Source organism: Aestuariivirga sp., assembly GCF_047602625.1.
Classification (GTDB): domain Bacteria; phylum Pseudomonadota; class Alphaproteobacteria; order Rhizobiales; family Aestuariivirgaceae; genus Aestuariivirga.
Genome location: NZ_JASGGV010000002.1, coordinates 2,896,381 through 2,922,870, shown reverse-complemented (window position 1 = coordinate 2,922,870; position 26,490 = coordinate 2,896,381). Strand labels below are relative to the sequence as shown.

The 26,490-nt window shown below is 63.5% G+C and carries 22 protein-coding genes; 8 read left to right on the top strand and 14 right to left on the bottom strand.

The features are described from left to right. Positions 1-52 precede the first annotated feature (52 nt). Positions 53-574 (bottom strand): flavin reductase family protein, encoded by a 522-nt coding sequence (locus QM694_RS19530; protein ID WP_415008572.1) that lies wholly within the window; start codon positions 572-574, stop codon positions 53-55. 92 nt (positions 575-666) lie between these two features. On the opposite strand from QM694_RS19530, the gene QM694_RS19525 reads away from it, so the two are divergent. Both QM694_RS19525 and QM694_RS19520 read left to right on the top strand, forming a co-directional pair. Continuing rightward, positions 667-1,581 (top strand): LysR family transcriptional regulator, encoded by a 915-nt coding sequence (locus tag QM694_RS19525; RefSeq protein ID WP_415008571.1) that lies wholly within the window; start codon positions 667-669, stop codon positions 1,579-1,581. Further along, positions 1,578-2,828 (top strand): NAD(P)/FAD-dependent oxidoreductase, encoded by a 1,251-nt coding sequence (locus tag QM694_RS19520; RefSeq protein ID WP_415008570.1) that lies wholly within the window; start codon positions 1,578-1,580, stop codon positions 2,826-2,828. The genes QM694_RS19525 and QM694_RS19520 overlap by 4 nt, the downstream gene beginning before the upstream one ends. On the opposite strand, the gene greA is transcribed toward QM694_RS19520, so the two are convergent. Next, positions 2,802-3,281 (bottom strand): transcription elongation factor GreA, encoded by a 480-nt coding sequence (gene greA / locus QM694_RS19515; RefSeq protein ID WP_415008569.1) that lies wholly within the window; start codon positions 3,279-3,281, stop codon positions 2,802-2,804. The two genes, QM694_RS19520 and greA, sit on opposite strands and share 27 nt — an antisense overlap. Before the next feature lie 46 nt (positions 3,282-3,327). On the opposite strand from greA, the gene pepN reads away from it, so the two are divergent. Further along, complete coding sequence (pepN, locus tag QM694_RS19510; protein ID WP_415008568.1) at positions 3,328-5,970, top strand: aminopeptidase N; 2,643 nt, start codon at positions 3,328-3,330, stop codon at positions 5,968-5,970. Between the two features lie 116 nt (positions 5,971-6,086). Continuing rightward, positions 6,087-8,384, top strand: coding sequence for a PAS domain-containing sensor histidine kinase (locus QM694_RS19505; protein ID WP_415008567.1), 2,298 nt, complete (start codon positions 6,087-6,089; stop codon positions 8,382-8,384). Here the strand turns inward: QM694_RS19505 and QM694_RS19500 are convergent, their stop codons facing one another. From QM694_RS19500 to ccmI, 12 genes are all read right to left on the bottom strand, one after another. After that, positions 8,385-8,888 carry a periplasmic heavy metal sensor gene (locus QM694_RS19500; RefSeq protein ID WP_415008566.1) on the bottom strand — a complete coding sequence of 168 codons (504 nt, stop codon included), beginning with the start codon at positions 8,886-8,888 and terminating at the stop codon, positions 8,385-8,387. Further along, complete coding sequence (locus QM694_RS19495; RefSeq protein ID WP_415008565.1) at positions 8,885-9,352, bottom strand: hypothetical protein; 468 nt, start codon at positions 9,350-9,352, stop codon at positions 8,885-8,887. The genes QM694_RS19500 and QM694_RS19495 overlap by 4 nt, the downstream gene beginning before the upstream one ends. Next, on the bottom strand, positions 9,349-9,975 hold the full coding sequence (locus QM694_RS19490; RefSeq protein WP_415008564.1) for an RNA polymerase sigma factor: 627 nt from the start codon (positions 9,973-9,975) through the stop codon (positions 9,349-9,351). The genes QM694_RS19495 and QM694_RS19490 overlap by 4 nt, the downstream gene beginning before the upstream one ends. Positions 9,976-9,981: 6 nt before the next feature. Beyond that, the gene (locus QM694_RS19485) at positions 9,982-10,431 is read right to left on the bottom strand and encodes an EF-hand domain-containing protein (RefSeq protein WP_415008563.1); all 450 of its coding nucleotides are present in this window, start codon (positions 10,429-10,431) and stop codon (positions 9,982-9,984) included. A gap of 63 nt (positions 10,432-10,494) precedes the next feature. Continuing rightward, the gene (locus QM694_RS19480) at positions 10,495-13,269 is read right to left on the bottom strand and encodes a bifunctional [glutamine synthetase] adenylyltransferase/[glutamine synthetase]-adenylyl-L-tyrosine phosphorylase (protein ID WP_415008562.1); all 2,775 of its coding nucleotides are present in this window, start codon (positions 13,267-13,269) and stop codon (positions 10,495-10,497) included. A 31-nt stretch (positions 13,270-13,300) separates the two neighbouring features. Then, complete coding sequence (locus QM694_RS19475) at positions 13,301-14,689, bottom strand: sensor histidine kinase (RefSeq protein ID WP_415008561.1); 1,389 nt, start codon at positions 14,687-14,689, stop codon at positions 13,301-13,303. Next, positions 14,679-15,353 carry a winged helix-turn-helix domain-containing protein gene (locus QM694_RS19470; RefSeq protein ID WP_415008669.1) on the bottom strand — a complete coding sequence of 225 codons (675 nt, stop codon included), beginning with the start codon at positions 15,351-15,353 and terminating at the stop codon, positions 14,679-14,681. The genes QM694_RS19475 and QM694_RS19470 overlap by 11 nt, the downstream gene beginning before the upstream one ends. A gap of 200 nt (positions 15,354-15,553) precedes the next feature. Further along, on the bottom strand, positions 15,554-17,047 hold the full coding sequence (locus QM694_RS19465) for a Do family serine endopeptidase (RefSeq protein WP_415008560.1): 1,494 nt from the start codon (positions 17,045-17,047) through the stop codon (positions 15,554-15,556). A 100-nt stretch (positions 17,048-17,147) separates the two neighbouring features. Next, positions 17,148-17,591, bottom strand: coding sequence for a cytochrome c-type biogenesis protein (locus tag QM694_RS19460; RefSeq protein WP_415008559.1), 444 nt, complete (start codon positions 17,589-17,591; stop codon positions 17,148-17,150). Beyond that, entirely contained in the window at positions 17,588-19,567 is a 1,980-nt protein-coding gene (locus QM694_RS19455; RefSeq protein WP_415008558.1) for a heme lyase CcmF/NrfE family subunit, read from the bottom strand. The genes QM694_RS19460 and QM694_RS19455 overlap by 4 nt, the downstream gene beginning before the upstream one ends. Then, the gene (gene ccmE, locus QM694_RS19450) at positions 19,564-20,010 is read right to left on the bottom strand and encodes a cytochrome c maturation protein CcmE (protein ID WP_415008557.1); all 447 of its coding nucleotides are present in this window, start codon (positions 20,008-20,010) and stop codon (positions 19,564-19,566) included. Before ccmE ends, QM694_RS19455 begins: the two co-directional genes overlap by 4 nt. 10 nt (positions 20,011-20,020) lie before the next feature. Then, positions 20,021-21,115, bottom strand: coding sequence for a c-type cytochrome biogenesis protein CcmI (ccmI, locus tag QM694_RS19445; RefSeq protein ID WP_415008556.1), 1,095 nt, complete (start codon positions 21,113-21,115; stop codon positions 20,021-20,023). Between the two features lie 156 nt (positions 21,116-21,271). Between ccmI and QM694_RS19440 the strand changes: the two genes are divergently transcribed. From QM694_RS19440 to QM694_RS19425, 4 genes are read left to right on the top strand one after another with little or no spacing between them, the layout of a single operon-like run. Continuing rightward, positions 21,272-22,525, top strand: a complete 1,254-nt coding sequence (locus tag QM694_RS19440; protein ID WP_415008555.1) for a sarcosine oxidase subunit beta family protein — start codon at positions 21,272-21,274, stop codon at positions 22,523-22,525. 13 nt (positions 22,526-22,538) lie between these two features. Continuing rightward, positions 22,539-22,892, top strand: coding sequence for a sarcosine oxidase subunit delta (locus QM694_RS19435; RefSeq protein ID WP_415008554.1), 354 nt, complete (start codon positions 22,539-22,541; stop codon positions 22,890-22,892). Next, positions 22,889-25,864 (top strand): sarcosine oxidase subunit alpha family protein, encoded by a 2,976-nt coding sequence (locus tag QM694_RS19430; protein ID WP_415008553.1) that lies wholly within the window; start codon positions 22,889-22,891, stop codon positions 25,862-25,864. Before QM694_RS19435 ends, QM694_RS19430 begins: the two co-directional genes overlap by 4 nt. Further along, positions 25,857-26,459 carry a sarcosine oxidase subunit gamma gene (locus QM694_RS19425; protein ID WP_415008552.1) on the top strand — a complete coding sequence of 201 codons (603 nt, stop codon included), beginning with the start codon at positions 25,857-25,859 and terminating at the stop codon, positions 26,457-26,459. Before QM694_RS19430 ends, QM694_RS19425 begins: the two co-directional genes overlap by 8 nt. The last annotated feature ends 31 nt before the right edge of the window (positions 26,460-26,490 follow it).

Below are 26,490 nucleotides of genomic sequence, written 5' to 3'. Positions count from 1 at the left end.
TAGACCTCGCGGTCATCGCGGATGGAGTCGCGGTATTGCGCGCCGGTGCGGATCATCTGTCGTTTCCTTCGTGGGAGGTGATGCGCCGGTAGGCGCGATTGCAATAAACCAATGGCTCGGCATCGCCCCGGTGGGCGGCGATCACGCGGCCAACATAGATGCGGTGCGTTCCGGCATCATGGCTCTGGAAGGTTTCGCATTCAAAGGCGGCGGTGGCTTCTGTGACCAGCGGCAGGCCCGTCTCGCCCATCATCCAGTCATGGTTGGCGAAGTCGAAGGGATTGCCCTCCTTCGGGCGGCCGGAAAAGGTTTCGGCATAGGCGCGGTTGTGCGCGGCCAGCAGATTGACGGCGAAGGCGCCGTTGCCATCCAGCGCGGCGATGGCCGGGCTTTTGCGGTTGATGCAGACCAGCACCAGCGGCGGTTCAGCTGAGACGGAAGAGACGGCACTGACCGTGAGGCCAAAGCGGCCCATCGGGCCATCGGTCGTCACCACGGACACGCCGGTTGCCGCCAGACCCATGGCGCTCACGAAATCGGCTGCTGCGACGGGCTCTTTCACCATTGCATTCATCTGCCGTTCCTCCCGATCAGATGCACATGATGTGACATAGGAGACAAGTTCGGAAAAATAGATTATATTGTGTCTTTGAATAGGATTTTCCGATGATACCCTTCACCATCCGGCAGATCGAATATGCGCTTGCCGTTCACGAGCATGGATCGGTGGCGGCGGCTTCCGTTGCGCTGGGGATTGCGCAGCCCACGGTTTCCGCAGCGGTTGCGAAGCTGGAAGACCTGATCGGCCTCCAGCTGTTCATCCGCCATCACGCGCAGGGCGTCACGGCGGCGCCGCAGGGGCTGAAGTTCCTGGCCGAGGCGCGCAACCTCCTCACCCACGCACAGGAACTGCGCCGCGATCTGGCGCAGGCGGGGCCGGAGATCGAAGGCACGCTCACCATCGGCAGCTTCAGCACCATCGCGCCAGTCTTCGCGCCGCGCCTGATCGGCGGATTTCTTGCTCAACACCCTAAAGTGAAAGTGCGGCTTGAGGAGGGAACGCAGGAAACGCTCTATGAGGGGTTGCGCAGCGGGCGCTACGATGTGACTCTGCTCTATGACGTCGACACGCCGGCCGATCTGGCACTCACGCCGCTTGATACCTATCAGCCCTATGTGCTGCTTCCCGCCGCCCATCCGCTGACCGCGAAAAAGCGCATCTCGCTGCATGAGGTGGCAGATGAGCCGTTCATCCTTCTCGATATCGCGCCGAGCCGCACCTATTTCACCAGGCTTCTGGAAAATGCCGACATCGTGCCGAAGGTCGCTTTCGCATCGCCGTCGCTCGAGGTGGTGCGCGGGCTTGTCGGCCAAGGGCTTGGCTATTCGATCCTCATTACCCGGCCGCATGGCGACCATTCCTATGCCGGGGACGCTTTGGCGGTGAGGCCGATTGCCGATCCGGTGGCGGAGGGTATCATCGCGCTCGCCATCCTCAAGTCGCTGCGCAAGACGCGGCTGGTGGCGGCGTTTGAACAATATTGCCGGGATCATTTTCCGGATTTCGGGAGTGCAGGGTGAGCCAGAAACACGCAACCATCATCGGCGCCGGGATCATTGGCGTCTCGACCGCGGCCTTTTTGCAGCGGCAAGGATTTGGCGTCACTATCATCGACCGGGTGCCGCCCGGCGAAGGCTGCTCCTTCGGCAATGCAGGCGGCCTCGCCTTCGCGGAGATCACGCCCACCGTCCATCCGCGCGTGCTGATGAAAATTCCCGGCTGGCTGCTCGATCCGCTGGGGCCCTTGACCATCCGCTGGTCCTATTTGCCCAAGGCGCTGCCGTGGTTTCTGGCGGCGGGACGGAATGCGCTGCCGTCGCGCGTGAAGGCTATCACCGAGGCGCGCGCCAATCTGGCCATGCGGGTGGTGAGCGATTTTGAAACGCTGCTGAAATCGGCGGGCGCATCGGACCTGTTGAAAATTCAGGACACGCTGCGCGTCTATGGATCGGAGGATCAGTTTACCGAGGAAGCGGGGGAACGTGCCGTCAAGAATGCGCATGGCTTCGAGACAAAAAGGCTTTCCGGGGACGAAGCGCGCGAGCTTGAGCCAGCGCTTGGGCCGAACGTCCATTGCGCGGCGTTTCATGGCGGCTGGTATTTCGTCACCAGCCCCGAGCGGGTGGTGAAATCCATTGCGGCAGAGGTGACGCGCAATGGCGGCAAGATCATCTTCGACGATGTGACCGCGCTTGAGCGGCAGGACGGCAAGGCGACCGCAATCACGCTCAAGGGGCAAGGCCGCATGCCGGTTGATCATCTGGTGATTTGCGCCGGCGCCTATTCGCATCTTCTGGCAAAACAGTTGGGCGAAATTTTTCCGCTGGAAGCGGAGCGCGGCTATCACATGGTGCTGCCCAATTCGGGCGTGAGCCTGTCGCGCTCCATCACCTATGCGCGGGCACCCGGTGCGGCGACGCCAATGGAGATGGGCCTGCGCCTTGCGGGCAGCGATGAATTCGCGGGGCTGGATGCCGCCCCCAATTACGCGCGCGCCGACAAGCTGTGGACGCTGTTCAAGCAGGTGCTGCCGGGATTGCGCGAGCCCGATCAGGCCACCACGCGCTGGATGGGACGGCGGCCCGGCCTTCCCAATTCCCTGCCGGTCATCGGGCGATCGAAAACCACATCGAATGTCTGGTACGGGTTCGGGCACGGCCACATGGGGCTGACGTGGGGGCCAACGACAGGACGGCTGCTGGGCGAGTTGATGACGGGTGCTGCCAGCAATATCGATCTCTCACCCTTCCGGGCCGACCGGTTCTAGCTTCAGGATTTCAACCTCGCCGCCGGGCGCTTCGGCAAATTCTCCCACGCGCTTTCCCAGGAGGGCGCGGGCCATGGGCGAGACATAGGCGATCGTGCCTTTCGCCGGATCAGCCTCATCTTCGCCGGTGATGGCATAGGCGAGTTTCCGCCCATCTTCGCGCTGGATCGTTACGCGCGTTGCGAAGGCCACGGCTTCTGCCTTGTGCGGCGGATTGACGGGCTGCGCCGAGGTGCGGCGCTGCATCCAGTAGCGGAGATCGCGGGCGGTGCGCGCCAGCGCGGCCTTGTCGCCACCGTGCTGGGCCTGCGCCTGGGCGCGCCGCAATGCCTCTATTTCGTCATCAATCAGGCGCAGGCCACGCGCCGTTACGAAATTGGGATGCGGGCTGACCGGACGTTCCGGCAGGTCTTCCGGGGCATCATCTTGCTCTTTGACAAAGGCTCGGCTCATGGTCTCTAACGCGGCAAAATCAAACTCTTCCGAGCAATCATAGCACATGCGCCCCGAAACACCGCCCACCATCCGCCTGAAAGATTATGCCCCCGTTCCCTACCTAATCGAGACGGTGCGGCTCAGCTTCCAGCTCGATCCCGGAGCCACCGAAGTCCGCTCCACGCTGACGCTCACACCCAACCCTGCAAGTGATGCGAATGATGCGCCATTGGTGCTGGATGGCGAGAAGATCACGCTGCGCAGCATAGTGCTGGATGGCAAGGCGTTGGAGGACAGCGCATTCACGTGCTCGGACGCGGGCCTGACGATCCATGACGTGCCGCAGCGGCCGTTCACGCTGGACATCGTGACGCTCTGCAATCCTGAAGCCAATACCGAGCTTTCGGGCCTCTACATGTCGAACGGCATGTATTGCACGCAGTGCGAGGCGGAAGGGTTCCGCCGCATCACCTATTTCTACGACCGCCCCGATGTGATGGCGCGGTTTCATGTGCGGATGGAGGCGCCGAAAGCCTCCATGCCGGTGCTGCTGTCAAACGGCAATCCCTCAGCCTCGGGAGATGTTCCGGGTACGGAGCGTCACTTCGCGGAGTGGGACGATCCCTTCCCCAAGCCCTGCTATCTCTTCGCGCTGGTGGCGGGCGACCTTGCAGGCGTGCATGACACATTCATCACCATGTCCGGACGCAAGGTCGATCTCGGAATCTATGTCGAGAAGGGCAAGGAAAACCGCTGCGCCTGGGCGATGGAGGCACTCAAGGCCTCGATGCGCTGGGATGAAGAGGCGTTTGGCCGCGAATATGATCTCGATGTGTTCAACATCGTCGCCGTCTCCGCTTTCAACATGGGGGCGATGGAGAACAAGGGCCTCAATATCTTCAACGACAAATATATCCTCGCACTTCCCGAGACCGCCACCGACACCGACTATGTGAACATCGAGGCGATCATCGCGCATGAATATTTCCATAACTGGACGGGCAATCGCATCACCTGCCGCGACTGGTTCCAGCTGTGTCTGAAGGAAGGCCTCACGGTGTTCCGCGACCAGGAGTTCACCTCCGATCTCCGGTCACGCCCCGTGAAGCGCATTGCCGATGTGAAGACGCTGCGGGCGCGGCAGTTTCCGGAAGATGGCGGGCCGCTGGCCCATCCGGTGCGGCCTTCCTCCTATATCGAGATCAACAATTTCTACACGCCCACCGTCTACGAAAAGGGCGCCGAACTTTGCCGGATGATGAAGACGCTGATCGGCCCAGACGCATTCCGCAAGGCGATGGATCTTTATTTCCAGCGCCATGACGGCGAGGCGGCGACCATCGAACAATTCGTCGCCTGTATGGCGGATGCCTCGGGCCGCGACCTCACGCAATTCTTCTCATGGTATCAGCAGGCTGGCACGCCGCAGGTGGTGGCGCAGGGCACTTACGATGCCAAGGCCAAGACCTATGAGTTGACGCTCGAACAGAAGACGCTGCCCACGCCGGGGCAGGATGACAAGCTGCCGATGCATATTCCGCTGGGGCTCGGCCTCGTTGGGCCCGATGGTGAGGACATGCCGCTCGATCTCGAGGGCACGGGCGTTCTCAACACGCCGCTGCTCGAATTGACGGAGGCGCGCAAGACCTTCCGCTTCCGCAACGTGGCGAAGCGGCCGGTGCTGTCGCTCAACCGCGGCTTCTCGGCACCCATCAACCTCACCACCAACGCCACGGCGGCGGACCAGATTTTCCTGATGGGCCATGACCGCGACAGCTTCACCCGCTGGGAGGCGGGGCAGACGCGCGGGCGCGAGCTGATCCTCGCCAGCCTCAAGGGAACTGTTCCCTCTGCCGATCTCGCTGCCTATGCAGAGGCGCTCTCACATCTCCTCGCGGACCCCGCGATCGACGATGCCTTCAAGGCGCAGATGCTGGCGCTGCCGCCCGAGGCTGAGGTTGCGGCGGCGGTTGGCCGGAATGTCGATACCGATGCCGTGCTTGCAGCGCGCGATGCGGTGCGCCACGCCTTGGGGAAAGCGCTGCGCAAGCCCTTGCTGGCGATCTGGGAGCGCACGGCGGAAAAGGCAGCCTTTGCACCCGATCCCGCGAGCACGGCCCGGCGCAGCTTGCGCTACGCGGCCCTGCAACTTCTGATGCTGGGCAATCCCGCCGAGGGCACGAAATTCGCCCTCGCCGATCTTGCATCACCTCACAACATGACAGCGGAAATTGGCGCGCTGTCGGCCCTGATCCAAGTTGAAGCTCCCGAGCGCGATGCAGCGCTCGATGCGTTCTATGCCCGCCATTCCGGCGACCACCTGCTGGTGGACAAATGGTTCATGCTGCAAGCGCAGGCACGGGATTCCAATGCTGCCGCACGCGTAGTACGCCTCGTGGCCCATCCGGCTTTCAGCTTCACCACGCCCAACCGCATCTATGCGCTGATCGGCGGATTTACCTCCGGCAATGTGGCGGGCTTCAACGCGGCATCGGGCGAAGGCTACCGGGTGGTGGCGGATGTCATCATCAAGGTGGATGCCATCAACCCGCAGGTGGCCGCCCGCATGGCGACCGGATTCCGCAGCTGCAAGGTGCTGGATGAACCGCGGCGCAAGGCGGCGGAAACCGAGCTCCGGCGCATTCTCGCCACCCCCGGCCTGTCGCGCGATTGCTACGAAATCGTCTCGCGCATCGCCGACGCCTGACGGGGCTGGACAAGGGCATACCATTTCGAATCAATAGGGGTTGATTCGGGGCGGTGTGTTTGGGTTCAGAGCGGGTCCCTCCAGCCTGTGTGGTGTTGGGGAATTCGGGGATATCGGTGGGCAAAACACAAATCGGCGAATTGTTCTTCAAGGAGCGCTCTCTCAAGCTGCCCTTGCCGCAGCGCCTGAAGGTGGCGATCTCCGAGCGTTCGCTGCGCTTTCTCATCACCGCCCTCATCGTGCTGTTCCTGCTGTCGCTCGGCGCGTCATTGTTCCTGCAACTCATGCAGAGCCGTGCAAGCCATCTCGTGGAGCAGAACCAGCTTTCCTCCCTGAACGGCAGCGTTGTCGCTGAGCGTATTCGCGCCGCCTATGCCAAGACGGGATCGGGCCAGACGCCGCCGCCGATGACGTCAGACTTCCTGCGGCAGCTTCTGCCCGCGGGCGCGCTCTCGGAAGCGCGGATTTTCGCGGTAGCGGATGCGACGGGCCGTTTCGTGGCGAGCCAGCCCACCTCGGCGGGGCTTGACGGCAAGAACATCACCGGCGTGCTGTCCCCGCGTTTCGTGACAGATGCCGGCAATGGCGCAGGGCCAACGCCACTGCAACTCGTCAGCGGTGAAGATGCCTATGTCGACATGCATGATCTGGGCGATTATCCCGGCAGCCTCGTCGTCATCCAGAGCATTCCCGATATCCTCACGGCGTGGCGCGCCAGCGTTACCCGCGTCGAGACGCTGTTCATCGTTACCATGCTGGTCTTGATGATGCTGGGCGGCGCGTTTCACTGGCAGGCAGGGAAAGCTGCGGAGGCCGACGGCATTCTCGCCACCGCCACCACGCGGCTCGACAAGGCCCTGGACCGCGGCCAGTGCGGGATGTGGGACTGGGACTTAGGGCGCGGCGTCATCTTCTGGTCGAAGTCGATGTTTGAAATTCTGGGCATGCCGGTCAAGGGCGATTTCCTGAGTTTCGGCGAAGTGGCGAACCGGCTTCACCCCGATGATGCCCAGCTTGAGGGCGTGGTGGAAAGCCTGCTGCGCGGCGAACTCTCCGTTTTCGACCGCGAGTTCCGCATGCGCCATGCCGATGGGCATTATGTGTGGCTTAGGGCCCGCGCCGCTTTGGCCCCCGGCGAAACTTCGGACGAGCAGCATCTGATCGGCGTGGTGTTCGACGTCAGCCAGCAGAAGATCGCCGACAAGCTGAACAAGGAAGCCGAACTCCGCCTCAAGGATGCGATTGAAAACATCTCGGAAGCCTTCGTGCTGTGGGATTCCGACAACCGGCTGGTGCTGTGCAATTCCAAGTATCAACAGTTCCATTCGCTGCCGCCGCAGGTCTGCGTGCCCGGCACCTCCTATGACGAGGTGGCGCGGGCCGCCAAGGAACCCACGGTGCGCCAGCGCGTGGCCGTCGCCTCGGGCGATTCACCCGATGCCAAATCCTTCGAGGTGCTGCTGGGCGACCGGCGCTGGCTGCAGATCAACGAGCGGCGCACCAAGGATGGCGGCTTCGTGTCGGTGGGCACCGACATCACCGCGCTCAAGAAGCAGGAAGAGCGCCTGCTGCTCTCCGAGCGCGAGCTGATGATGACGGTGCGCGACCTGCAGAAGGAACGCCTGATGGCCGACCAGCAGGCGCAACGCCTCGCCGATCTGGCCGACAAATATGCGCGCGAGAAAACCCGCGCCGAAGCGGCCAACCGCTCGAAGTCGGAATTCCTCGCCAACATGAGCCATGAGCTGCGCACGCCGCTCAACGCCATCATCGGCTTCAGCGAGATGATGCGCGAACAGATGTTCGGGCCGCTGGGATCGGGCAAATACACCGAATATGCGCAGGACATTCACCGCAGCGGGCAGTTCCTGCTCGACGTCATCAACGACATTCTCGACATGTCGAAGATCGAGGCGGGGCGGCTTCAGCTTGAAACGGAATCAACTTCGATCAGCGGCCTGTTCGAGGACGTCATGCGCCTCGTGGCGCCGCGCGCCCTGGAAGGACGGGTGAACATCGAGCGCAGTATTCCGCCGGGCCTTGAAATCGTGGCCGACCGGCGGGCGCTGAAGCAGGTGTTCATCAATCTCGTTTCGAACGCCGTGAAGTTCACGCCGGAAGGCGGGCGCGTCCGCATCGCGGCGAGTGAAAGCAGCGGGCAGGTGAGCATCAGGATCAGCGATACCGGCATCGGCATTCCGGCGCGCGACATCGAGAAGCTGGGGCGGCCCTTCGAGCAGGTGGAAAACCAGTTCACCAAGACCAAGGGTGGCTCCGGTCTTGGACTTGCCATTTCAAAGTCGCTGGTGGAATTGCACGGCGGCACGCTGAACATTCACAGCACGGTGGGCAAAGGCACGGATGTGACCGTCAGCCTGCCGCGCGTTGCGGCGCTGGCTTCAGACGCCGCCTGATCAGTTCCACTTGCCGGCGCGTTTGCGCATCGCATCGGCAAGCTGCTTCCGCTCTTCCGGCGTCAGCTTCAGAATGAACTCCCGCGTGGCGTCGGTTGCCAGTTGCACCTGCGCCGCGCCATTGCGGTCAAGATCATCCATCGCGGCGCGCATGTCGGTTTCCGAATAGGGTTCGGCTTCGAGTGTTGACGCCAATTTGTCCACGGCCTGTCGCGCGGCGGCCTGGCCATCGCGGAACTGATCCTTGTAGGCCTTCAGCATATCCAGCACCTGATCGCGCCGGGTGCGGTCCAGTCCGAACAGGAAGTGCCGCGGGATCATGCGGAGATAGCTTCCTTGCGACATGCGCTGCATCGGCGGCGGCCCCATCACAAAACGGGTGACGCCCGCCGCGACCAGCAGAAGGTTCAGCGCCAGCGAAATCACCAGCACCCAGTGCCACAGGCTGGCCTTGCGCGGGGGCGGCGGCGGAACGGCCCCCGCCTGCGTCATCGTATCGCTCATGTCTGCCCCACATTCAGGTCCAGCGTATCGTCGAGACCGCTCACGCCGCCATCATCATCCGCCGATGCCACGTTACCGGTGACAAGGCTTGGGAACAGCCGGTCCAGCGTGCCATGGGCGCCAAAGTAAATGCCGAGGGCTAGCGAGGCTGCAAGCGGGATTGTCGCAATCCAGCCGAGGCTCCACCCCTGCTCCGGCACCTGCGTGCGTTTGCCCGGCAATGGCACGATGGCGGCGGAAGGCTCTTCAATCCGTGCCATCAACCGGTCTTCAAAATCCGCCGAGGGCATGGGGCGGGTGGCAAGGGCGAGAATCTGGTCCATCCGGCGCGCGTCTTCCGCAAGCGGCCGAATCTCCTGCAACAGCGGGATCAGGGCCTGCCGGTCTGCAACGGGCCAGCGTGCCGGATCGGCTCCATAGGCCTCCAGCACCGCTTCCAGACGTTTCCGCATCACGAGGTTCATCTTTCCTCTCCTTCGAGGCCTTCCAGCAACTGCCGCCATTCACCTTTCAGGCTTTCGCGCAGGGCGCGGCGTGCCCTTGCCAAAAGCGATTTAACCGCGTCGATGCTGATTTCCAGCACCGAGGCGGCGTCGATATTCGTCATCCCCTCGAAATGAACGAGGGTGAGCGCCAGCCGCTGCCTATCCGGCAGAGCGGCGATGCGCCTGTCGATCGCGCGCGCGGCGGCACTGCGGTCCAGTTCCGCTCCTGCCGACGGCGCGGGGTCTTGCACCTCCGGCACATCGTCGAGCGGATTGTGCGGCTTCCGCCGCGCGCGGTCGATCACCGCATTGGAGGCGACGCGCATCAGCCAGCCCCTCAACGCCCCGGCCTGCCGCACCTGGGACGGGTTCTGCCAGAGCTTGAGAAAGGCCTCCTGGGCAATGTCCTCGGTATCTGCATGACCGCCGGTCAACCGCCAGGTGAGGCGGTAGACCGGCTGATAGTAACGGCTGACAAGCTCGCGAAAGGCCTGTGCGTCACGGGCGGCGGCGGCATGCAGCAGTTCCGCGTCGCCGCGCGATGCAGATGGTTCTTCCGCCGCGCCTCCCGCGCCTGCCCTCACACCGGCCTCGCTATACATGCCCGCTCAGTTTGGCTGGCTATCCTGCACGGGTTTTTTCAGCTTCGCCATACGGAACTGCCGCGCTTCGTCCAGCGTCACCGCGCCGTCGTGGTCCGTATCGGCGGCAGCGAAGACATCATCCACGGCCTTGTCGAGTTCGGCCACGCTGATGGCGCCATTGCCATCCGTATCGAGGCGCTTCATCAGCCGCGCCTTGCGCTGTTCAAGGCGCTTTTCCATGTAGGCGTTGAGTTCGGCTTCCGACACTTCGCCATTCTTGTCGGTGTCGAGGCGCGCCAGGCGCTGCTCAACACGCGGCTTGAAATCATTGAGGGTGATCTTGCCGTCGTGGTCGGCATCGAGGCGGTTGAATGCCTTGGTGGTGCGGGGCAGCACAGGTTCCACCGCCATGGCGGCGCCGGCAAACAGGGTTGTGCCGAGGATGGCAGCAAGCAGGATTTTCGATCGTGTCATTGGGGGTTCCTCCGTTGTTACGCCATCAAGACGGGGAACAAGAGGTGAATCCGTCGCTGGATTTCAGCCCACGGCGCCGATTTTTTCGTCGAACAGGGCGGCCGCCCGGCTTTGGGTCTCCGCCAGCAGCAATTCGGCTGCGGCGATATCGGGCGTTTCGGTGGCCGATGCCACGATGCGGTTCAGCCCGGCGGGCGACTGCGCGGGGTCGTATTGCCCGGTCACGCAGAGGCGCAGAACCTGCGTGACCCGCTGGTAAAGCAGGCTGGCCTGGCGCAGGAGGCTTTCCTCGCCGCGCCGCAGAATGCCCGCCGCTGCCAGCTTCTCCACCGCTTCAAAGGTATTCGTGTCGAGAATATCCGGGTGTTTCGCGGCATGGATAAGTTGCAGCGTCTGGGCGATGAACTCGACCTCAACCAATCCGCCCCGGGTGCGCTTGATATCCCACACGCCGCCATGGCCCTGCTCCTTCAGCATCAGGCGGCGCATGTCCAGCACATCAGCGCGGGTCTGGGTTTCATCACGCGGCTGGCACAGGGCCGCGCGGATTTCCTGCGAAAGCGCCCGCATCAATTGCGGATCGCCGCAGACGGGCCTCGCGCGGGTGAGCGCCAGCTTCTCCCATGTCCAGGCATGTTCCTTCTGATAGCCGCGGAAACTGTCGAGGCTCGTTGCCACAGGCCCCTTGTTGCCCGAAGGCCTGAGGCGCAAATCCACCTCGTACAAAATGCCCTCGGCGGTGGGGGCGGAAACGGCCGAGACAAGCCGCTGGGTGAGCCTTGTATAATATTGCGTGCGGCTGAGGGGCTTCGCGCCATCCGACAGGTCTGCATCCACCGCCGTCTCATAGACCACGATGAGGTCGAGGTCGGAGCCTGCCGTCATCTCCCGGCCGCCCAGCTTGCCCATGGCAATGACGGCACTGCGCCCGCCAGCGAACACACCATGGCGGGCCGCAGTATCATTAGTGGCAGCCTCGTGCAGACGCCCCACCAGAAGCCCCGCCAGGTCGGAAAAGGCGAACCCGGCATTGGCGGCGCTCACCGTTTCAGACAGCACGCGCACACCGATGCGGAAGGCCTGTTCCTTGCCGAACACGCGGGCGCGGTCCGCCGCCTCGTCCAGCGGAATGTCCGGGGGGATCATGGTGCGCAAGCCGCGCTCCATCTCCTCCGCCGTCGGCAATGCGCCGAAGAAACCGGGGTCCAGCACGGCGTCGAGCACCTTGGGCCTGCGGCTCAACTGCTCGGCGAGGCGGGGGGCTGTGCCCAGGACAGTGGCGAGCAAGTCAAGCAGGCGCGGATTGGCCTTGAGCAGCGAGAAGAGCTGCACGCCAGCAGGCAGGCCGCCAAGAAAGCGATCGAACGCCAGAAAGGCGTGATCAGCATCGCCGGTGCGCGACAGGGCGGTGAGCAAGGCCGGCATCAGTTCCGTCAGCAGTTCGCGGGCGCGGGCGCTCCGCGTTGCGCCATAACGCCCGAAATGCCAGCCGCGGATGGTGGCGGACATTTCGCTCACCCCCCTGAAGCCCATGCGGGTGAGGGTTTCCAGCGTTTCGGGATCATCCTCGCCGCCGGTGAAGACGAGGCTTCCGGTGTCCGTGCCGAGATCGCCCGCATCCTCGAACAGCCGCGCGTAGTGGCCCTGCACGCATTCAAAGGTCATACGCAGTTTTTCCGCGAAAGCGGCGCCATCGGCAAAGCCGGAGAAACGGGCGAGATTTTCAAAGGCCGCAGGATCCGTGGGCAGGATGTGGCTCTGCTCATCATTCACCATCTGGATGCGGTGCTCCACCATGCGCAGGAAGCGGTAGGCCTCCTTCATTTCGGCGGCGGTTTCGGGTGCGATCCATTTGGCATCCGCCAGAGCATCAAGCATCTCCAGCGTGGAGCGGCCGCGCAGGCCGGAATTGCGCCCGCCGGCAATCAGTTGCTGGGTCTGCACGAAAAATTCGATTTCGCGGATGCCGCCCCGCCCCAGTTTCACATTGTGCCCATGAATGGCGATGGTGCCGTGGCCCTTCACGGCATGAATCTGGCGCTTCAGGCTCTGCACATCGGCGATGGCCGCGAAGTCGAGATATTTGCGCCAGATATAGGGGCGCAGGCGGTCGAGGAATTCCTGGCCCAGCGCCAGATCGCCGGCGGCGGGCCTTGCCTTGATCATCGCCGCGCGCTCCCAGTTCTGGCCCTGGCTTTCATAATAGATGGCGGCGGCTTCAATGGAGATTGCCACCTGGGTGGCGCGCGGATCGGGCCTCAGGCGCAGATCGGTGCGGAAGACATAGCCATCCTCGGTCACATCCTGCATGATCGACACGAGGCGGCGGGTCATCCGTACAAAGAACATTCCCGGTTCGACGCCGGGATCGAGGCAATTCTCCATGGCATCGAACAGCACGATCAGGTCGATGTCGCTGGAATAGTTCAGCTCGAACGCACCATGCTTGCCCATGGCGAGGGCCACATAGCCGCAGCCCGCGATGTCCGCCCGCGCCGACTTGCCGCTTTGCACCGCATCATTGAGCAGCCATTTTACCGCCGCCTGAAGACACGCATCGGCGAAGATCGTCAACGCGCGGGTGACGCCATCAACATCCCACGCCCTGCCGACGTCGGCCACGGCGATCAGCAGATGGGCACGGGCTTTTGCAATGCGCAGCGCGCGCATGATGTCCGCCTGTGACGGCAAGCCTGCGGCGTCATCCACGTCGCGCAGGAGCCCCTTCAGCAGGGCATCAGCGGATTCGGAAAAAGCGCGCTCCGCAAATCCCGGGTCACGTCCCATCAGGGCGCGGAGATAGGGCGAACATTCCGATATGAGATCACGAACAGACACGCGCGAAGCATCCCGAAAGAGATACGCGCTTCTAGCCTGCCGCCTCTCGAACGGGAAGGATCAGCTTGGCGAGGAGGCCGGGATGATTGTCATCCAACACCAGTTGCCCGCCATGCAGCTTCATGACGCCCGCCACGAGGCTCAGGCCCAGTCCATTGCCCGGCAGAGAGCGGCTCTGGTCGAGGCGCACGAAGCGCTCCACCACATGATCGCGGTCTTCGGGCGGAATGCCGATGCCGTGGTCGCCCACGGCAATCACCACATGATCATCTTCAATGGCGCCGGACACCGTGATTTCGGGGCCTGCACCTTCCTGCGCGCCGTATTTCAGCGCATTGTCGATCAGATTGTTGATGGCCTGCGCCAGAAGCTGGCGGTCGGCGTGCAGAGGCAGCGGAACTTCCGCGTTGACGGTCAGTTTGCCGCCCTGCTCTTCCGCCAGAGGCTCATAAAGTTCCGCCACCTCGGCCAACACGGAACGCCCGTCGATCGGCTCCAGCCCGGAGCGCGAATGGCCTGCCTCGGCGCGGGCAATCGACAGAAGCGCATTGAAGGTCTGCAGCAGCTTGTCGGACTCCTCTACCGTCTTCTCCAGCGCCTCGCGGTATTCGCCGCTGTTGCCGGAGCGGAGTGCCGATTCCACGCGCGCCTTCACGCGGGTAAGCGGGGTTTTCAGATCATGGGCGACATTGCTGGAGACTTCCTGCAAGCCCGCCATCAGGCGGCCGATCTGGTCGAGCATTTCATTGAGCGCCTGGGCCAGCCGGTCAAGCTCGTCGCCGGAACCCGTGACGGGCATGCGGCCTGCCAGATTGCCGCCCATGATATTGCGGCTGGCATCGGTGATGGCATCGACACGGCGGAGGAAATTGCGGCTCATCAGCAGGCCGCCGCCAAAGCCCAGGCAGAGCGCAATGGCCAGCGCCCAGAACACAGTCTGGCGGATGATGTCGGCGAACTGCCGCATGGCTTCCACGTCCCGCCCGACGACGAGATCATAATCGCCCTGCAGATCGGCATGGAAGGCGCGGGCCAGATGCTGCTCGCTGTTGCCGCCGCGCTGCGTGGTGATGGGGAATTCGATCCAGTCCATGGTGCCGGTGGCTTGTTGCGGCAGCTTGTCGAGATTGCCCGCGACCGGTTGGGAGGCGGGATCGGTGAGGAGATACACCGAACCCGTGTCTTCCTTGCTGCGGCGCTGGATGGTGTCGATAATGCCGGCAAGGCCCCGCAGACGGTATTGGTCTGCAAGGCCCTGAACCTCGGCACGGATGGTCTCATCGGTCTGCCGCTCGAGCAGCAGCGCCGTGTTCCAATAGACGTAAGCCAGGATCGCGCCCACCGAGAGCGCGAACAGCACGAGATAAAGCGCGGAAAGCCTGAAGGTGGAGGTCTGGAAAAGCTTCAGGCTATGAGGCACGGATCATGTATCCGGCCCCCCGGACTGTCTGCAGCATGGGTTCGTCGAAACCCTTGTCGATCTTGGCGCGCAGGCGGGAGATGTGCACGTCGATGACGTTGGTCTGGGGATCGAAATGATAGTCCCAGACGTTTTCGAGCAGCATGGTGCGGGTGACGATGTGTCCGGCGTTGCGCACGAGATATTCCAGCAGCTTGAATTCACGCGGTTGCAGCAGGATGGGCTTGCCGCCGCGCGTGACGGTGCGGGTGAGAAGATCGATGTCCAGATCGCAGGCCTTGAGGCGGGTTTCGAGTGGCGCATCGGCCTTGCGGCGGCCAAGGCCTTCGACGCGGGCGAGCAGTTCGGAGAAGGAATAGGGCTTGCCGAGATAGTCGTCGCCGCCGGAGCGGAGGCCCTTCACGCGCTCATCCACTTCGCCAAGGGCGCTGAGAATGAGAACCGGGGTCTTGAGGCCAGCCTCGCGCACCTGGCGGATGATCGACAGGCCGTCGAGCTTGGGCAGCATGCGGTCGACGATCAGAACGTCATGCACGCCTTCCAGCGCCATGGCGAGGCCTTCCTCGCCATCGGCGGCGTGGTCGGCAATGTGGCCGCTTTCGGCGAGGCCCTTGACCAGCCAGCTTGCCGCTTCGCGGTCGTCTTCAATCACAAGAATGCGCATGCTCGACTGGATCGGCCCGTGAACGGTGTTTGAAATCTCTGTCTGTGCCATAGGTTGCATGTCCGGATGCTCCTGAGAAGGGGGTACGCGGAGGCCGGTGAAAACCGGGGAACCAGCCGGAAAGGCCGGCCTCCGCGCAAAAGGAACACACAAGGCGTTGGGGGTTGGGCGGGGCGCCCCGCGTGTTCCAGGGGTTTTCCTTAGCCGTTGCCGTTGGCGGGCAGCGCCACGAAGCGCTGGCCATCGGCGGTGCGCACCAGCATCAGCACACGCTTCTTAGCGGCAGGCGCCTTGAGGGCGTTGCGGATGTCACCGGGCTGGTGCACTTCCGCACCCGCGACCTCGAGGATCACGTCACCGGCCTTCAGGCCCTTGTCCTCGGCGGCGCTGCCGGGGGCAACAGAGAGGATCTTGACACCCGCTCCATCTTCAGCGGGCGCCACTTCGAGGCCAAGGCCGGCCAGCGTCTTGGTGGGTGCTGGCTCCGAGGTCGAAGCCATCTTCGGGTCCTTCGGCATGGTGCCGATGGTCACGTCGATGTCCATGGTCTTGCCATCGCGCACGATGGTGACGGGAACCTTGTCGCCCGGCTTGATCATGGCCACCTTGCGGGCCAGATCACGCGCATCGGCGATTTCCTTACCATCAACCGTCAGGATGGTGTCGCCGGCCTTGAGGCCAGCCGACAGTGCGGGAGAGCCTTCCGTGACATCGGCGACGATGGCGCCCTTGTCGCTCTTGAGGCCCATGCTTTCGGCGATGTCCGCGGTCACCGGCTGGATCTGCACGCCAAGCCAGCCGCGCAGCACCGAGCCATGATCCTTGAGGCTGTCGATCACCGTCTCAGCCGTTGAAGCCGGAATGGCGAAGCCGATGCCGACTGAGCCGCCCGAGGGAGAGAAGATCGCCGTGTTGATGCCCACCACCTCGCCATTGAGGTTGAAGGACGGGCCGCCGGAGTTGCCCTTGTTGATCGGCGCGTCGATCTGCAGGAAGTCGTCGTAGGGGCCGGAACCGATGTCGCGGCCACGGGCCGAGATGATGCCCTGGCTCACCGAGTTGCTGAGGCCGAAGGGATTGCCCACCGCCATCACCCAGTCGCCGACGCGCGGCTCGGTTTCGGAGAACTTCACAAAGTCGAACTTGGTGTCGGACTGGATCTTGATCAGCGCCAGATCGGTCTTGGGATCGGTGCCGATCACCTTGGCCTTGTATTCGGTGCCGTCCTTCATCTTGACACTCACCTCATCGGCGTTCTGCACGACGTGGTTGTTGGTGACGGCATAACCATCAGCCGAGATGATGAAGCCCGAGCCCAGCGCCATGCCGGGGTGCCGCTGCGGCTGCTGGCCGCCAGGCATACCGTTCCTGAACTGCGGGAACTGCTTGAAGAAGTCTCGGAACGGACTGTTGTCGGGAAGATCGGGCATGCCAGACTGGTCACCGTCATCATCGCCACCCGCGTCGGCGACATTGGCATATTTCACTTCGACGCTGATGACGGCGGGCATCACCCGGTCAACCAGATCGGCAAAGCCGCGCGAGGGATCAATGGTTGAAGCGGCGGCTGCGGTCTCGGCATGCACGGCCGTCGTCGGCAGAAGCATGGCGGAGGTGGTCATGGCGGTGGCCATGAGCATGCCGGCGGCGACGAGGCTGAGGATGCGGGGCTTACGAATGAGGGGGGACGTCATGTTCGGTCATCTCCATCGGGGATCGTTCGATGGTGAAAACCTAGTCTCCCGCCCCTTGCCCAAACATTTCAGAGCGGTGAATGTTTCGTAATCTCGATGGCTATTCCAAGGCGCGTAAAACCTGGGCTTTTTCCTCTTCCGACAGCGGCTTTTCGGGATCGCCGGAAAGCGGTTTGCGGCGGGCCAGCTTGAGGATTCCGAGCAGCAGCACGGCGAAGGGCGAAAGCCACAGAACGGCCGTTGCCGCATCGAAGCGCGGGCGCAGCAACACATAGTCGCCATACCTTGCCACAATGTAGTCCATGATCTGCCGGTCGCTCTCGCCCTTGCTGAGATGCTCGCGGATCAAGAGGCGCAAATCGCGCGCCAGCGGGGCTTCCGAATCATCGATCGACTGGTTCTGGCAGACGAGGCAGCGGAGCTGCTCCGACATGGCCCGCGCGCGCGCCTCAAGGACCGGGTCTTTCATCACCTCATCAGGCTGCACGGCGAAGGCGGGCACAGCCCACAGCAAAACCAGCAGGATGAAAATCGCGCGCTTCATTCCGCAGGCACCACTTCGGCCTTCGCAGCCCTGCGCGGCGCGCCAACGCGATAGCGCCGGTCGGCCATCGAGAAGGCGCCGCCCAGGAACATCACAAGTGCTCCGATCCACATGAGGTTCACCAGCGGGTTGAAATACATCCGCATGGCGCGCGCACCCTGGTCGTTCTCCTCGCCCATCACCACGTAGAGATCGCCGGCGAGCGTCTGGTGCAGGCCCACTTCCGTTGTTGGCATGCGGCTGGGCATGAAGATGCGCTTCTCGGAGGTGAGCGTGGTGACGTCCGCGCCGTTCTCCGTCACGCGGAAGGTGCCGCGAAGCCCGGTATAGTTCGGGCCAGTCATCGGCGTCGCGCCCTGGAATGTCACGTCATAGCCGTCGACCTTCAGGCTCTCGCCCGGCTTGATGGCGGCGATCACTTCTGTCCGCCACAGCGACACGGCGACGATCCCGGCCAGAAGAATCCCCGCCCCGCCATGCGCCAGGCAGGTGCCGATGGCCGATCCGGGAAGGCCCACGAGGCGCGCGAAACTCGTTGCAAGCGGCGCCTTGAACAGGGCGATCTTTCCGGCCAGATCGAGCAGCGCCCCCATCACCAGCCACGCCGCCAGCGCCATGCCCACGGGAGCGAGCCAAGGCCCCCGCACATTCCACACAAATACGCAGGCCGCCGCGAGCAGCGCCGCCGCAAGCCCGATCCACAACCTTCGCAAGGCCGCGCGCGCATCGCCGCGCTTCCACGCGAGGAAAGGGCCGATTGGTACAATAACAAGCAGCGCCGCCATGATCGGCCCGAAGGTCAGATCGAAATAAGGAGGGCCAACCGAAATCTTGGTGCCGTTCAGTGTCTCCAGCGCCAGCGGGTAAAGCGTTCCCACGAACACCGCCAACGCACAGACGCAGAGCAGCAGATTGTTCAGCACCAGCGCGCCCTCGCGGCTGACGGGCGCGAAGACGCCACCGGCTTTCAGCATGGGCGCCCGCCATGCGAACAGGCTTAATGAGCCGCCGATGAACACGCAGAGAATGCCCAGCACGAAAATGCCGCGCTGCGGATCGACCGCGAAGGCATGAACCGATGTCAGCACGCCCGAGCGCACAAGGAAGGTGCCGACCAGCGACAGCGAGAAGGCGAGGATCGACAGCAGGATGGTCCAGATTTTCAGCGCGTTGCGCTTTTCCACGACAATCGCCGAATGCAGCAGCGCCGTGGCGATGAGCCAGGGCATGAGGCTGGCGTTCTCGACCGGATCCCAGAACCACCAGCCGCCCCAGCCCAACTCATAGTAAGCCCACCATGAACCCATGGCGATGCCGATGGTCAAGAACATCCACGCCGTCAGCGTCCACGGCCTCACCCAGCGCGCCCACGCCGCATCGACGCGGCCATCGATCAGCGCCGCCACCGCGAAGGAGAAGGCAATCGAAAGCCCGACATAACCCGCGTAGAGAAACGGCGGATGAAAGGCGAGCGCCGGGTCCTGCAGGATCGGATTCAATCCGTTGCCTTCAATGGGCGCGGGATCGAGCCTTTGAAAGGGATCGGAGGTAAGAACGGAAAAGGCGAGGAATGCCACGCCAATCGAACCCTGCACCGCCAGCACGCGCGATTTCAGTTCCAGCGGCAGATTGTTGCCGAACAGCGCCACCGCCGCGCCGAACACGCTGAGGATCAGCACCCACAGCAGCATCGAGCCTTCGTGGTTTCCCCAGACGCCGGAGATTTTATAGAGCAGCGGTTTTGCCGAATGCGAATTCTCATAGACATTCAGCACCGAAAAATCCGAGGTGACATAGGCATGGATGAGAATGAGAAAGGCAAGCGCGATGAGCGTGAGCTGCAAAAGGGCGGCGGGCGCGGCAGTGAGCATCAGCGCACGGTCGCCACGCTGGGCGCCATAAAGCGGAATGAGGAACTGGAACAGCGCCACGCCAAGCGCGAGGACGAGCGCGAAATGGCCGATCTCGGCGATCATTGGGAGGCCTCCTTGCCCAGCTTCACACCTTTCGCCTTCAGGCTGTCGGCCACGTCCTTGGGCATATAGTTTTCATCGTGCTTGGCCAGCACCGTGTCGGCCTTGAAGGTGCCATCGGCCAGCAAGACGCCCTCCGTCACCACGCCCTGATTTTCCTTGAAGAGATCGGGCACGATGCCGTCATAGGAGACTTTCACGGATTTGATGGTGTCCGTCACCACGAAGGTCTGGTGCACGCCATCGCCCTTGTTCCAGCTTCCGGCTTCAACCATGCCGCCAAGACGGATGCGCTGGCCGGGCTGGATGTTTTTTTCCGCCAACTCACTCGGCACGACGAAAAAGGTGATGGTGCCGCTCAGCGCATAAAGCACAAGCCCCGCCGCCAGCCCCAGGATGGCGAGGCCGCCGAAGATCACAGACATGCGCTTCTGCTTGCGGGTCATTCTGTCCTGCCTAGAGGAGGTTCAGTTCGCGCGCCAGCCCATCGAGGGCCGCCTGCGCATCCGGCTTGTCCGTGAAGGCGGCGCGCGCCGAGGCCAAAGCCGCTTTGGCCTTGTCGGTCTCGCCCAAGACCGTCCGTGCGCGGATCAATTTCTGCCATCCCGCGAGATCGGAGCCATCGGCCTTGAGCTTCGCCTCCAGCCCATCCACCATGCCGTGGATCATCTGCGCCTGATCGCCCGCACTCATCGCCGCCCCGGCGGACATCTGCTCGTCGGTCAAGGCGGGCGGGCTGGCGTTGATGCCGGCGATCTCCTTTTCGAGCCTCGACCGCCACGGCGCATCGGCAGGCGAGTCGGCAAGGAAGGACTGGAACGCCGCCAGCGCCTCCGCCTGCTTGCCTTCCTGCTTGAGCGCCAGCGCCGCAAAATAGCGCGCCATCGGAAATTTGGGATCAAGCGCCAGCGCATCGCTGAAGGCGCGGTGCGCCTCCGCCGTGACCATGCCCTGATTGGCGAGATACAGCATTTCCCCGTAGTTTGAGAGCAATTCCGGCGTCTTCGGCGACAGGCGCAGGATATTGGCGAAAGCAGCCGCCGCATCGTCATAGCGCCCGGCCTTGCGGTAGGTTGAGGCCAGCACCTCCCAGCCCCGGAGGTCATCGGGCTTTTCCGCCATGTGTCGCTCGACCTTGACGACCATCGCATCGAGGTCGCCGTTCGCCACAGCGTTGTCGAGACGCGCCGCCAGCGGCACGTCCGGAAGCCGTGGCGTTCCAACCCAAAGATAGAGGCCCATCGCCACAGCCGGAACAATCAGCACGCCCAGCAGCGCCGCAATGGGGAATCCGCGATGCACCGCCGCAGCCTTGAGCTCCGGCACCTGCAGGATGCGGCGGGAAATCTCGTTGCGCGCCGCTTCCGCCTCAGCCGCGCCAATGGTCCCGCGGATCACGTCGCGGTCGAGTTCGGCCAGCTGGTCGCGGAACACCGCGCGATCATAGGCGCTGCGCGCCACGCCAGAATCCGCCCGCATGCGCAGCACCGGCAGCAAAAGCGCCGCCATCACCGCCATCGTCATGCCTGCGAAGATGAGCCAGATCATCATGGCCTATGAGATATTCTCCGGGCGGCGCAAAGCCAATTGATCCATATCATTGTTTTCATGTCGCATTGTCGCATGGCGGCATTGGGGCGTCGGAAAAAGCCTTGGTATCGGCACCCCCCTTTTGTTACATACGCCCAACCTCCCAAGGATATGCCCATGAAGCCGCGCTATTCCATCTTTTCGCTCGCGCGCAACGCGATGAATTACCACAAGGATTGGGAACGCGCATGGCGCTCGCCCGCCCCCAAGGCCGAGTATGACGCGGTGATCGTGGGGGCGGGCGGCCATGGGCTCGCCACCGCCTATTACCTCGCCAAGAACCACAAGATGACGAATATCGCCGTCGTCGAGAAGGGCTGGCTGGGCGGCGGCAACACGGGCCGCAACACCACCATCATCCGCTCCAACTATCTGCAGGACTCCTCGATCGCCATCTACGAGCTGGCGCGCTCGCTCTACGAAGGCCTGAGCCAGGAGCTGAACTACAACGTGATGTTCAGCCCGCGCGGCGTGCTGATGCTGTGCCAGACGCAGCATGAACTCCGCGCCTTCCAGCGCACCGCCCATGCCAACCGCCTCGCGGGCCTTGATTGCCGCATGGTGACGCCTGCGGAAGTGAAGCAGATCGTTCCCATCATCAATGACGATCCAAACTGCCGCTATCCCATCCTCGGCGCCTATTACCAGCCGCGCGGCGGCACGGGACGCCACGACGCGGTGGCCTGGGGCTATGCGCGCGGCGCCGATTCCCTTGGCGTCGACATCATCCAGAATTGCGAAGTCACCGGCATCCTGCGCGATGGCGGCAAGGTTTCGGGCCTCGAGACCACGCGGGGCACCATCCGTACACGGAAGATCGGCGTCGTCACCGCGGGCCACGTCTCGACCGTCATGGACATGGCGGGGGTGCGCATGCCCATCGAGAGCCAGTGCCTGCAGGCGCTGGTGTCGGAGCCGATCAAGCCGGTGATCGATTGCGTCGTCATGGCCAATACGGTGCATGGCTACATGAGCCAGTCCGACAAGGGCGAGCTGGTGATCGGCGGCGGCACCGACCCTTACAACAACTATTCGCAGCGCGGCTCCTTTCCGGCGCTGGAGCATACGATCTCGGCGCTGGTCGAAACCTTCCCCATCATCTCGCGCCTCCGCATGCTGCGCATGTGGGGCGGCATCGTCGACATGACGGGCGACCGTTCACCGATCATCGGGCAGACGCCGGTTGAAGGGCTTTATGTGAATTGCGGCTGGGGCACCGGCGGCTTCAAGGCCATTCCCGGTTCGGGCTGGGTGTTCGCCGACACCATCGCCAATGGCAGGCCGCATCCCATCGCCGAGCCTTTTGGCCTCAACCGTTTCGCCGAGGGACGCTTCATCGATGAAAGCGTCGCCGCGGCGGTGGCGCACTGACAGGAGAACAGCGATGCTCGTCGTAACATGCCCTGTCTGCGGTGCCGAAGGCGATGAAACGGATTTTCATGCCGGGGGGCAAGCGCATGTGCGCCGCCCCGCCACCTCCGATCCCGCTCACATCACCGATGAAGAACAGGCCACCTATCTCTTCACCCGCATCAATCCCAAAGGCCTGCATTTCGAGCGCTGGCGATGCGACCGCGGCTGCGGCAAGTGGTTCCACGCGGCGCGCGATACGGTGACGATGGAGTTCAAGGCCTTTTACGGCATCACCGAGCTGCCGCCCGCCGATGTGATGGCAGAGGCCAAAGGTCAGTGGGCGGAATACTTCAAGGCGCGCCTTGCCGCCGGAGACAAATCATGAGCGACAAGCCTTACCGCCTGCCCTCGGGCGGCAGCCGCATCGACCGCACCAAGCGCGTCAGCTTTTCTTTCGACGGCAAAACCTTGCAAGGCTTCGCGGGCGATACGCTCGCCTCCGCCATCATGGGCTCGGGCCAGCGCCTGTTTGGCCGCAGCTTCAAATATCACCGCCCGCGCGGCATGGTGGGTATTGGCGCCGAAGAAATGAATGCCCTCGTCGGCGTGGGCGATGGGGCGCGGCATGAGCCGAACCTCCGCGCCACGCAGGTCGAGCTTCACAATGGCCTTACCGCCATCAGCCAGAACCGCTGGCCGTCGCTCACCTTCGATGTCGGCGCCATCAACAGCAAGTTCTCGCGCTTCTTCCCGGGCGGCTTTTACTACAAGACCTTCATGTGGCCACAGCGCTTCTGGAAACATGTCTATGAGCCCTTCATCCGCCGCGCGGCGGGCCTGGGCAAGGCGCCGGAGGGCCGCGATCCCGACAGCTATGAAAATATCCACGCTCATTGCAATGTGCTGGTGATCGGCGCGGGCATCGCCGGGCTGGCGGCGGCGGATGCAGCAGCGAAGGCCGGCAAGAAAGTCATCATCGCCGATGAAAGCCCGGTGTTCGGCGGCATGGCTGATCTCAACGCCGGCACCATCGGCGGGCAACCGCTTGCTGAATGGGCCAGGGCAAAGGCCACGGAACTGGCCGCGGCTTCCAATGTGCATGTGCTGCCGCGCACCACGGGCGTGGGCCACTGGCACCATAATTTCGCAATGCTGTTCGAGCGCGTGGCGGAGCACGATCCCTCGGCTCTCGCGCGCGGTGTGCCGCGCCACCGGCTGTGGAAGGTGCGGGCGCATCAGGTGATCCTGGCCACCGGCGCCATCGAGCGTCCCATCGCCTTCGCCAACAATGACAGGCCGGGCGTGCTGCTCGCCTCCGCCGTCCGGGCGCTGGTTGAGCGCTACGGTGTCTCGCCCGGCGCCAATGGCATCGTCTTCACCAACAATGATGACGCCTATCAAACCGCGCTGGCCCTGAAGGCCGCAGGCATCGGCGTGCGCGTGGCCGACTCGCGTGCCCGCGCCGAAGGGGCGCTGCCGCGAAAGGCGCGGGAAGCAGGAATTCCCGTCGATACAAGCTCCTGCGTCTCCTCCGTTCACACGGAGTCCGGCGGGCAGGCGATCACCAGTGTCAAGATCGCCGCCTACCGCAAGGGCCAGGGCCGCGTCATCACCGAGAAGAAGGTCGATTGCGATTTCATCGCCATGTCGGGCGGATGGAATCCGGCGCTGCACCTCTGGTGCCACAATGGCGGCAAGATCAAGTTTGACGACAAGCTGCAGGCCTTCCGGCCCGACAGGCATCACGACAGGATCAGCGCCGTGGGCGCCGCCAATGGCACCTTCACGCTGGCCGGCATTCTGGCGGAAGCCTATGGCAAGTCAGCCCCCTCCTCCGAGGAACCGGCGCAGAATGCGCTGGAGCCGATCTGGTTTGCACCCGCCACCGGCAAATACAATGAAGGCAACAAGCACTTCATCGATTTCCAGAACGACGTGACGGCCGCCGATCTCGAACTCGCGCAGCGCGAAGGCTATGAATCGGTGGAGCACACCAAGCGCTACACCACATTCGGCATGGCGACGGACCAGGGCAAGACGTCGAACATCAACGGCCTCGGCGTTCTTTCGGAGGCCACCGGCAAGACCATTCCGGAAATCGGCATCACCACCTTCCGCCCGCCCTATACGCCTTTCAGCTTCGGCTCGATCGCCGGATCGCTGACCAAGAGCCTGTTCCTGCCCGTCCGCCGCACGCCGGTCTATGGCTGGCATCTCGAGCAGAACGCCACCTTCGAGCCGGTGGGCCAGTGGCGCAGGCCCTATACCTATACCCGCGCGGGCGAGGACAAGACGGGATCGATCACCCGCGAAATCCTCAGTGTGCGGAACAAGGCGGGCCTGCTCGACGCCTCGACGCTGGGCAAGATCGAGATCAAGGGGCCGGATGCGGCGGAATTCCTCGACCGCATGTACACCAACATGTTCTCGACGCTGAAAGTGGGCAAATGCCGCTACGGCCTGATGATGAACGAGCTGGGCTTCCTCACCGATGACGGCGTCACGGTGCGGTTGGCGGACGATCATTTCCTCATGCACACCACTTCGGGCGGCGCGGACCGGATTGCCGCCTGGCTTGAGGAATGGCTGCAGACGGAATGGACGCAGTACAAGGTGTTCGTGACGCCCGTCACGGAACAATGGGCGCAGTTCGCCATCGCCGGGCCAAAGGCGCGTGACGTTCTGGCGAAGCTCGAACCGTCCTTCGACATTTCGCACGAGGCGCTGCCGCACATGTCCTTCGTGGAAGGAAAGCTCGGCGCCTATCCCGTCCGCCTCTACCGCATCAGCTTCTCGGGCGAACTTTCCTATGAGGTCGCGGTGCCCGCCAATCTGGGCCGCGGGCTGTGGAACGAGATTCTGAAAGCCGGCGAGGAATTCGGCCTCGAAGCCTATGGCACCGAGGCGCTGCACATCCTCCGCGCCGAGAAGGGCTATATCGTCGTCGGCGACGAAACCGATGGCACGACCACGCCAATCGACGTTGGCATGGACGGCCTCGTCTCCAAGAAGAAGGCCGATTTCCTCGGCAAGCGCTCGCTGGAGCAGCCCTATCTCAAAGGCGCAGGCCGCAAACAGCTTGTGGGTCTTCTCACCGAAGACCCGAACGAGGTGCTGCCCGATGGCGCCTATGCGGTGAAGGTTCTGAAGGACAAGCCGCCGATGGAGATGATCGGCCAGGTGACATCCACCTATATGTCGCCGACGCTCGGCCGCTCCATCGCCATGGCGCTGATCGAGGATGGCCGCGCGCGCATCGGCGAAACGATCTCCTTCCCGCTGGAAGGAAAAACCATCCGTGCAAAGATCACCGACACGGTCTTCTACGACAAGGAAGGAGCGAAGCTGAATGTCTGAGCTTCACAGTGAAAGCCCGCTGGCCCATGTGGCGCAACCGCAGGGCCTCGCCGTCACGGTGCGCGAGATCACCGGGCGCGGCATGATCGACCTGCGCGGCCTCGCCTCCGACAAGAAATTCATGAAGGCCGCGAAGGAAACGCTGGGCGTGGCGCTGCCCACCAAGCCCCGCACCTCGGTGTCATGGGGCGACATCAAGGTGCTGTGGCTCTCGACCGACCAGTGGCTCATTCTGTGCGCGAAGGACAAGGCGGCGGAACTTTTGGCCGCTCTTCGCACCGCGCTGACCGGCCTTCATTCGCTGGCCGTCGATGTGTCGGACATGCGCGCCATCATCCGCATCGAAGGCGAGGGAGCGCGCGAAATCCTGATGAAGGGATCGTCGCTCGATTTGCTTGATGGGAGCTATGTGCCCGGCACCGTGCGCCGCATGCGTTACGCCGAAATCGCCGCCCTGCTACAGGTGATCGAGGATGACGCGTTCGACATCTATGTCTTCCGTTCCTATGCCGACTATGCGTGGACCTTCCTCACCACCAGCGCCAAGGAAGCCGCGGCGATCCGGCTGTTCGGCGCGCAGCCCGCGCCGGTTTAAGGCGGCGGGGGATTTCCCCCGCCACGCCCGC

What these genes read in the sequence shown, in the direction of transcription:
- QM694_RS19460 (WP_415008559.1), bottom strand. Translation starts at nt 17,591, where the DNA reads ATGAAGCGCGCGATTTTCATCCTGCTGGTTTTGCTGTGGGCTGTGCCC.
- QM694_RS19485 (WP_415008563.1), bottom strand. Translation starts at nt 10,431, where the DNA reads ATGACACGATCGAAAATCCTGCTTGCTGCCATCCTCGGCACAACCCTG.
- QM694_RS19530 (WP_415008572.1), bottom strand. Translation starts at nt 574, where the DNA reads ATGAATGCAATGGTGAAAGAGCCCGTCGCAGCAGCCGATTTCGTGAGC.
- QM694_RS19525 (WP_415008571.1), top strand. Translation starts at nt 667, where the DNA reads ATGATACCCTTCACCATCCGGCAGATCGAATATGCGCTTGCCGTTCAC.
- pepN (WP_415008568.1), top strand. Translation starts at nt 3,328, where the DNA reads ATGCGCCCCGAAACACCGCCCACCATCCGCCTGAAAGATTATGCCCCC.
- QM694_RS19455 (WP_415008558.1), bottom strand. Translation starts at nt 19,567, where the DNA reads ATGATCGCCGAGATCGGCCATTTCGCGCTCGTCCTCGCGCTTGGCGTG.
- QM694_RS19435 (WP_415008554.1), top strand. Translation starts at nt 22,539, where the DNA reads ATGCTCGTCGTAACATGCCCTGTCTGCGGTGCCGAAGGCGATGAAACG.
- QM694_RS19430 (WP_415008553.1), top strand. Translation starts at nt 22,889, where the DNA reads ATGAGCGACAAGCCTTACCGCCTGCCCTCGGGCGGCAGCCGCATCGAC.
- ccmE (WP_415008557.1), bottom strand. Translation starts at nt 20,010, where the DNA reads ATGACCCGCAAGCAGAAGCGCATGTCTGTGATCTTCGGCGGCCTCGCC.
- QM694_RS19500 (WP_415008566.1), bottom strand. Translation starts at nt 8,888, where the DNA reads ATGAGCGATACGATGACGCAGGCGGGGGCCGTTCCGCCGCCGCCCCCG.
- ccmI (WP_415008556.1), bottom strand. Translation starts at nt 21,115, where the DNA reads ATGATGATCTGGCTCATCTTCGCAGGCATGACGATGGCGGTGATGGCG.
- greA (WP_415008569.1), bottom strand. Translation starts at nt 3,281, where the DNA reads ATGAGCCGAGCCTTTGTCAAAGAGCAAGATGATGCCCCGGAAGACCTG.
- QM694_RS19440 (WP_415008555.1), top strand. Translation starts at nt 21,272, where the DNA reads ATGAAGCCGCGCTATTCCATCTTTTCGCTCGCGCGCAACGCGATGAAT.
- QM694_RS19490 (WP_415008564.1), bottom strand. Translation starts at nt 9,975, where the DNA reads ATGTATAGCGAGGCCGGTGTGAGGGCAGGCGCGGGAGGCGCGGCGGAA.
- QM694_RS19495 (WP_415008565.1), bottom strand. Translation starts at nt 9,352, where the DNA reads ATGAACCTCGTGATGCGGAAACGTCTGGAAGCGGTGCTGGAGGCCTAT.
- QM694_RS19470 (WP_415008669.1), bottom strand. Translation starts at nt 15,353, where the DNA reads ATGCGCATTCTTGTGATTGAAGACGACCGCGAAGCGGCAAGCTGGCTG.
- QM694_RS19465 (WP_415008560.1), bottom strand. Translation starts at nt 17,047, where the DNA reads ATGACGTCCCCCCTCATTCGTAAGCCCCGCATCCTCAGCCTCGTCGCC.
- QM694_RS19425 (WP_415008552.1), top strand. Translation starts at nt 25,857, where the DNA reads ATGTCTGAGCTTCACAGTGAAAGCCCGCTGGCCCATGTGGCGCAACCG.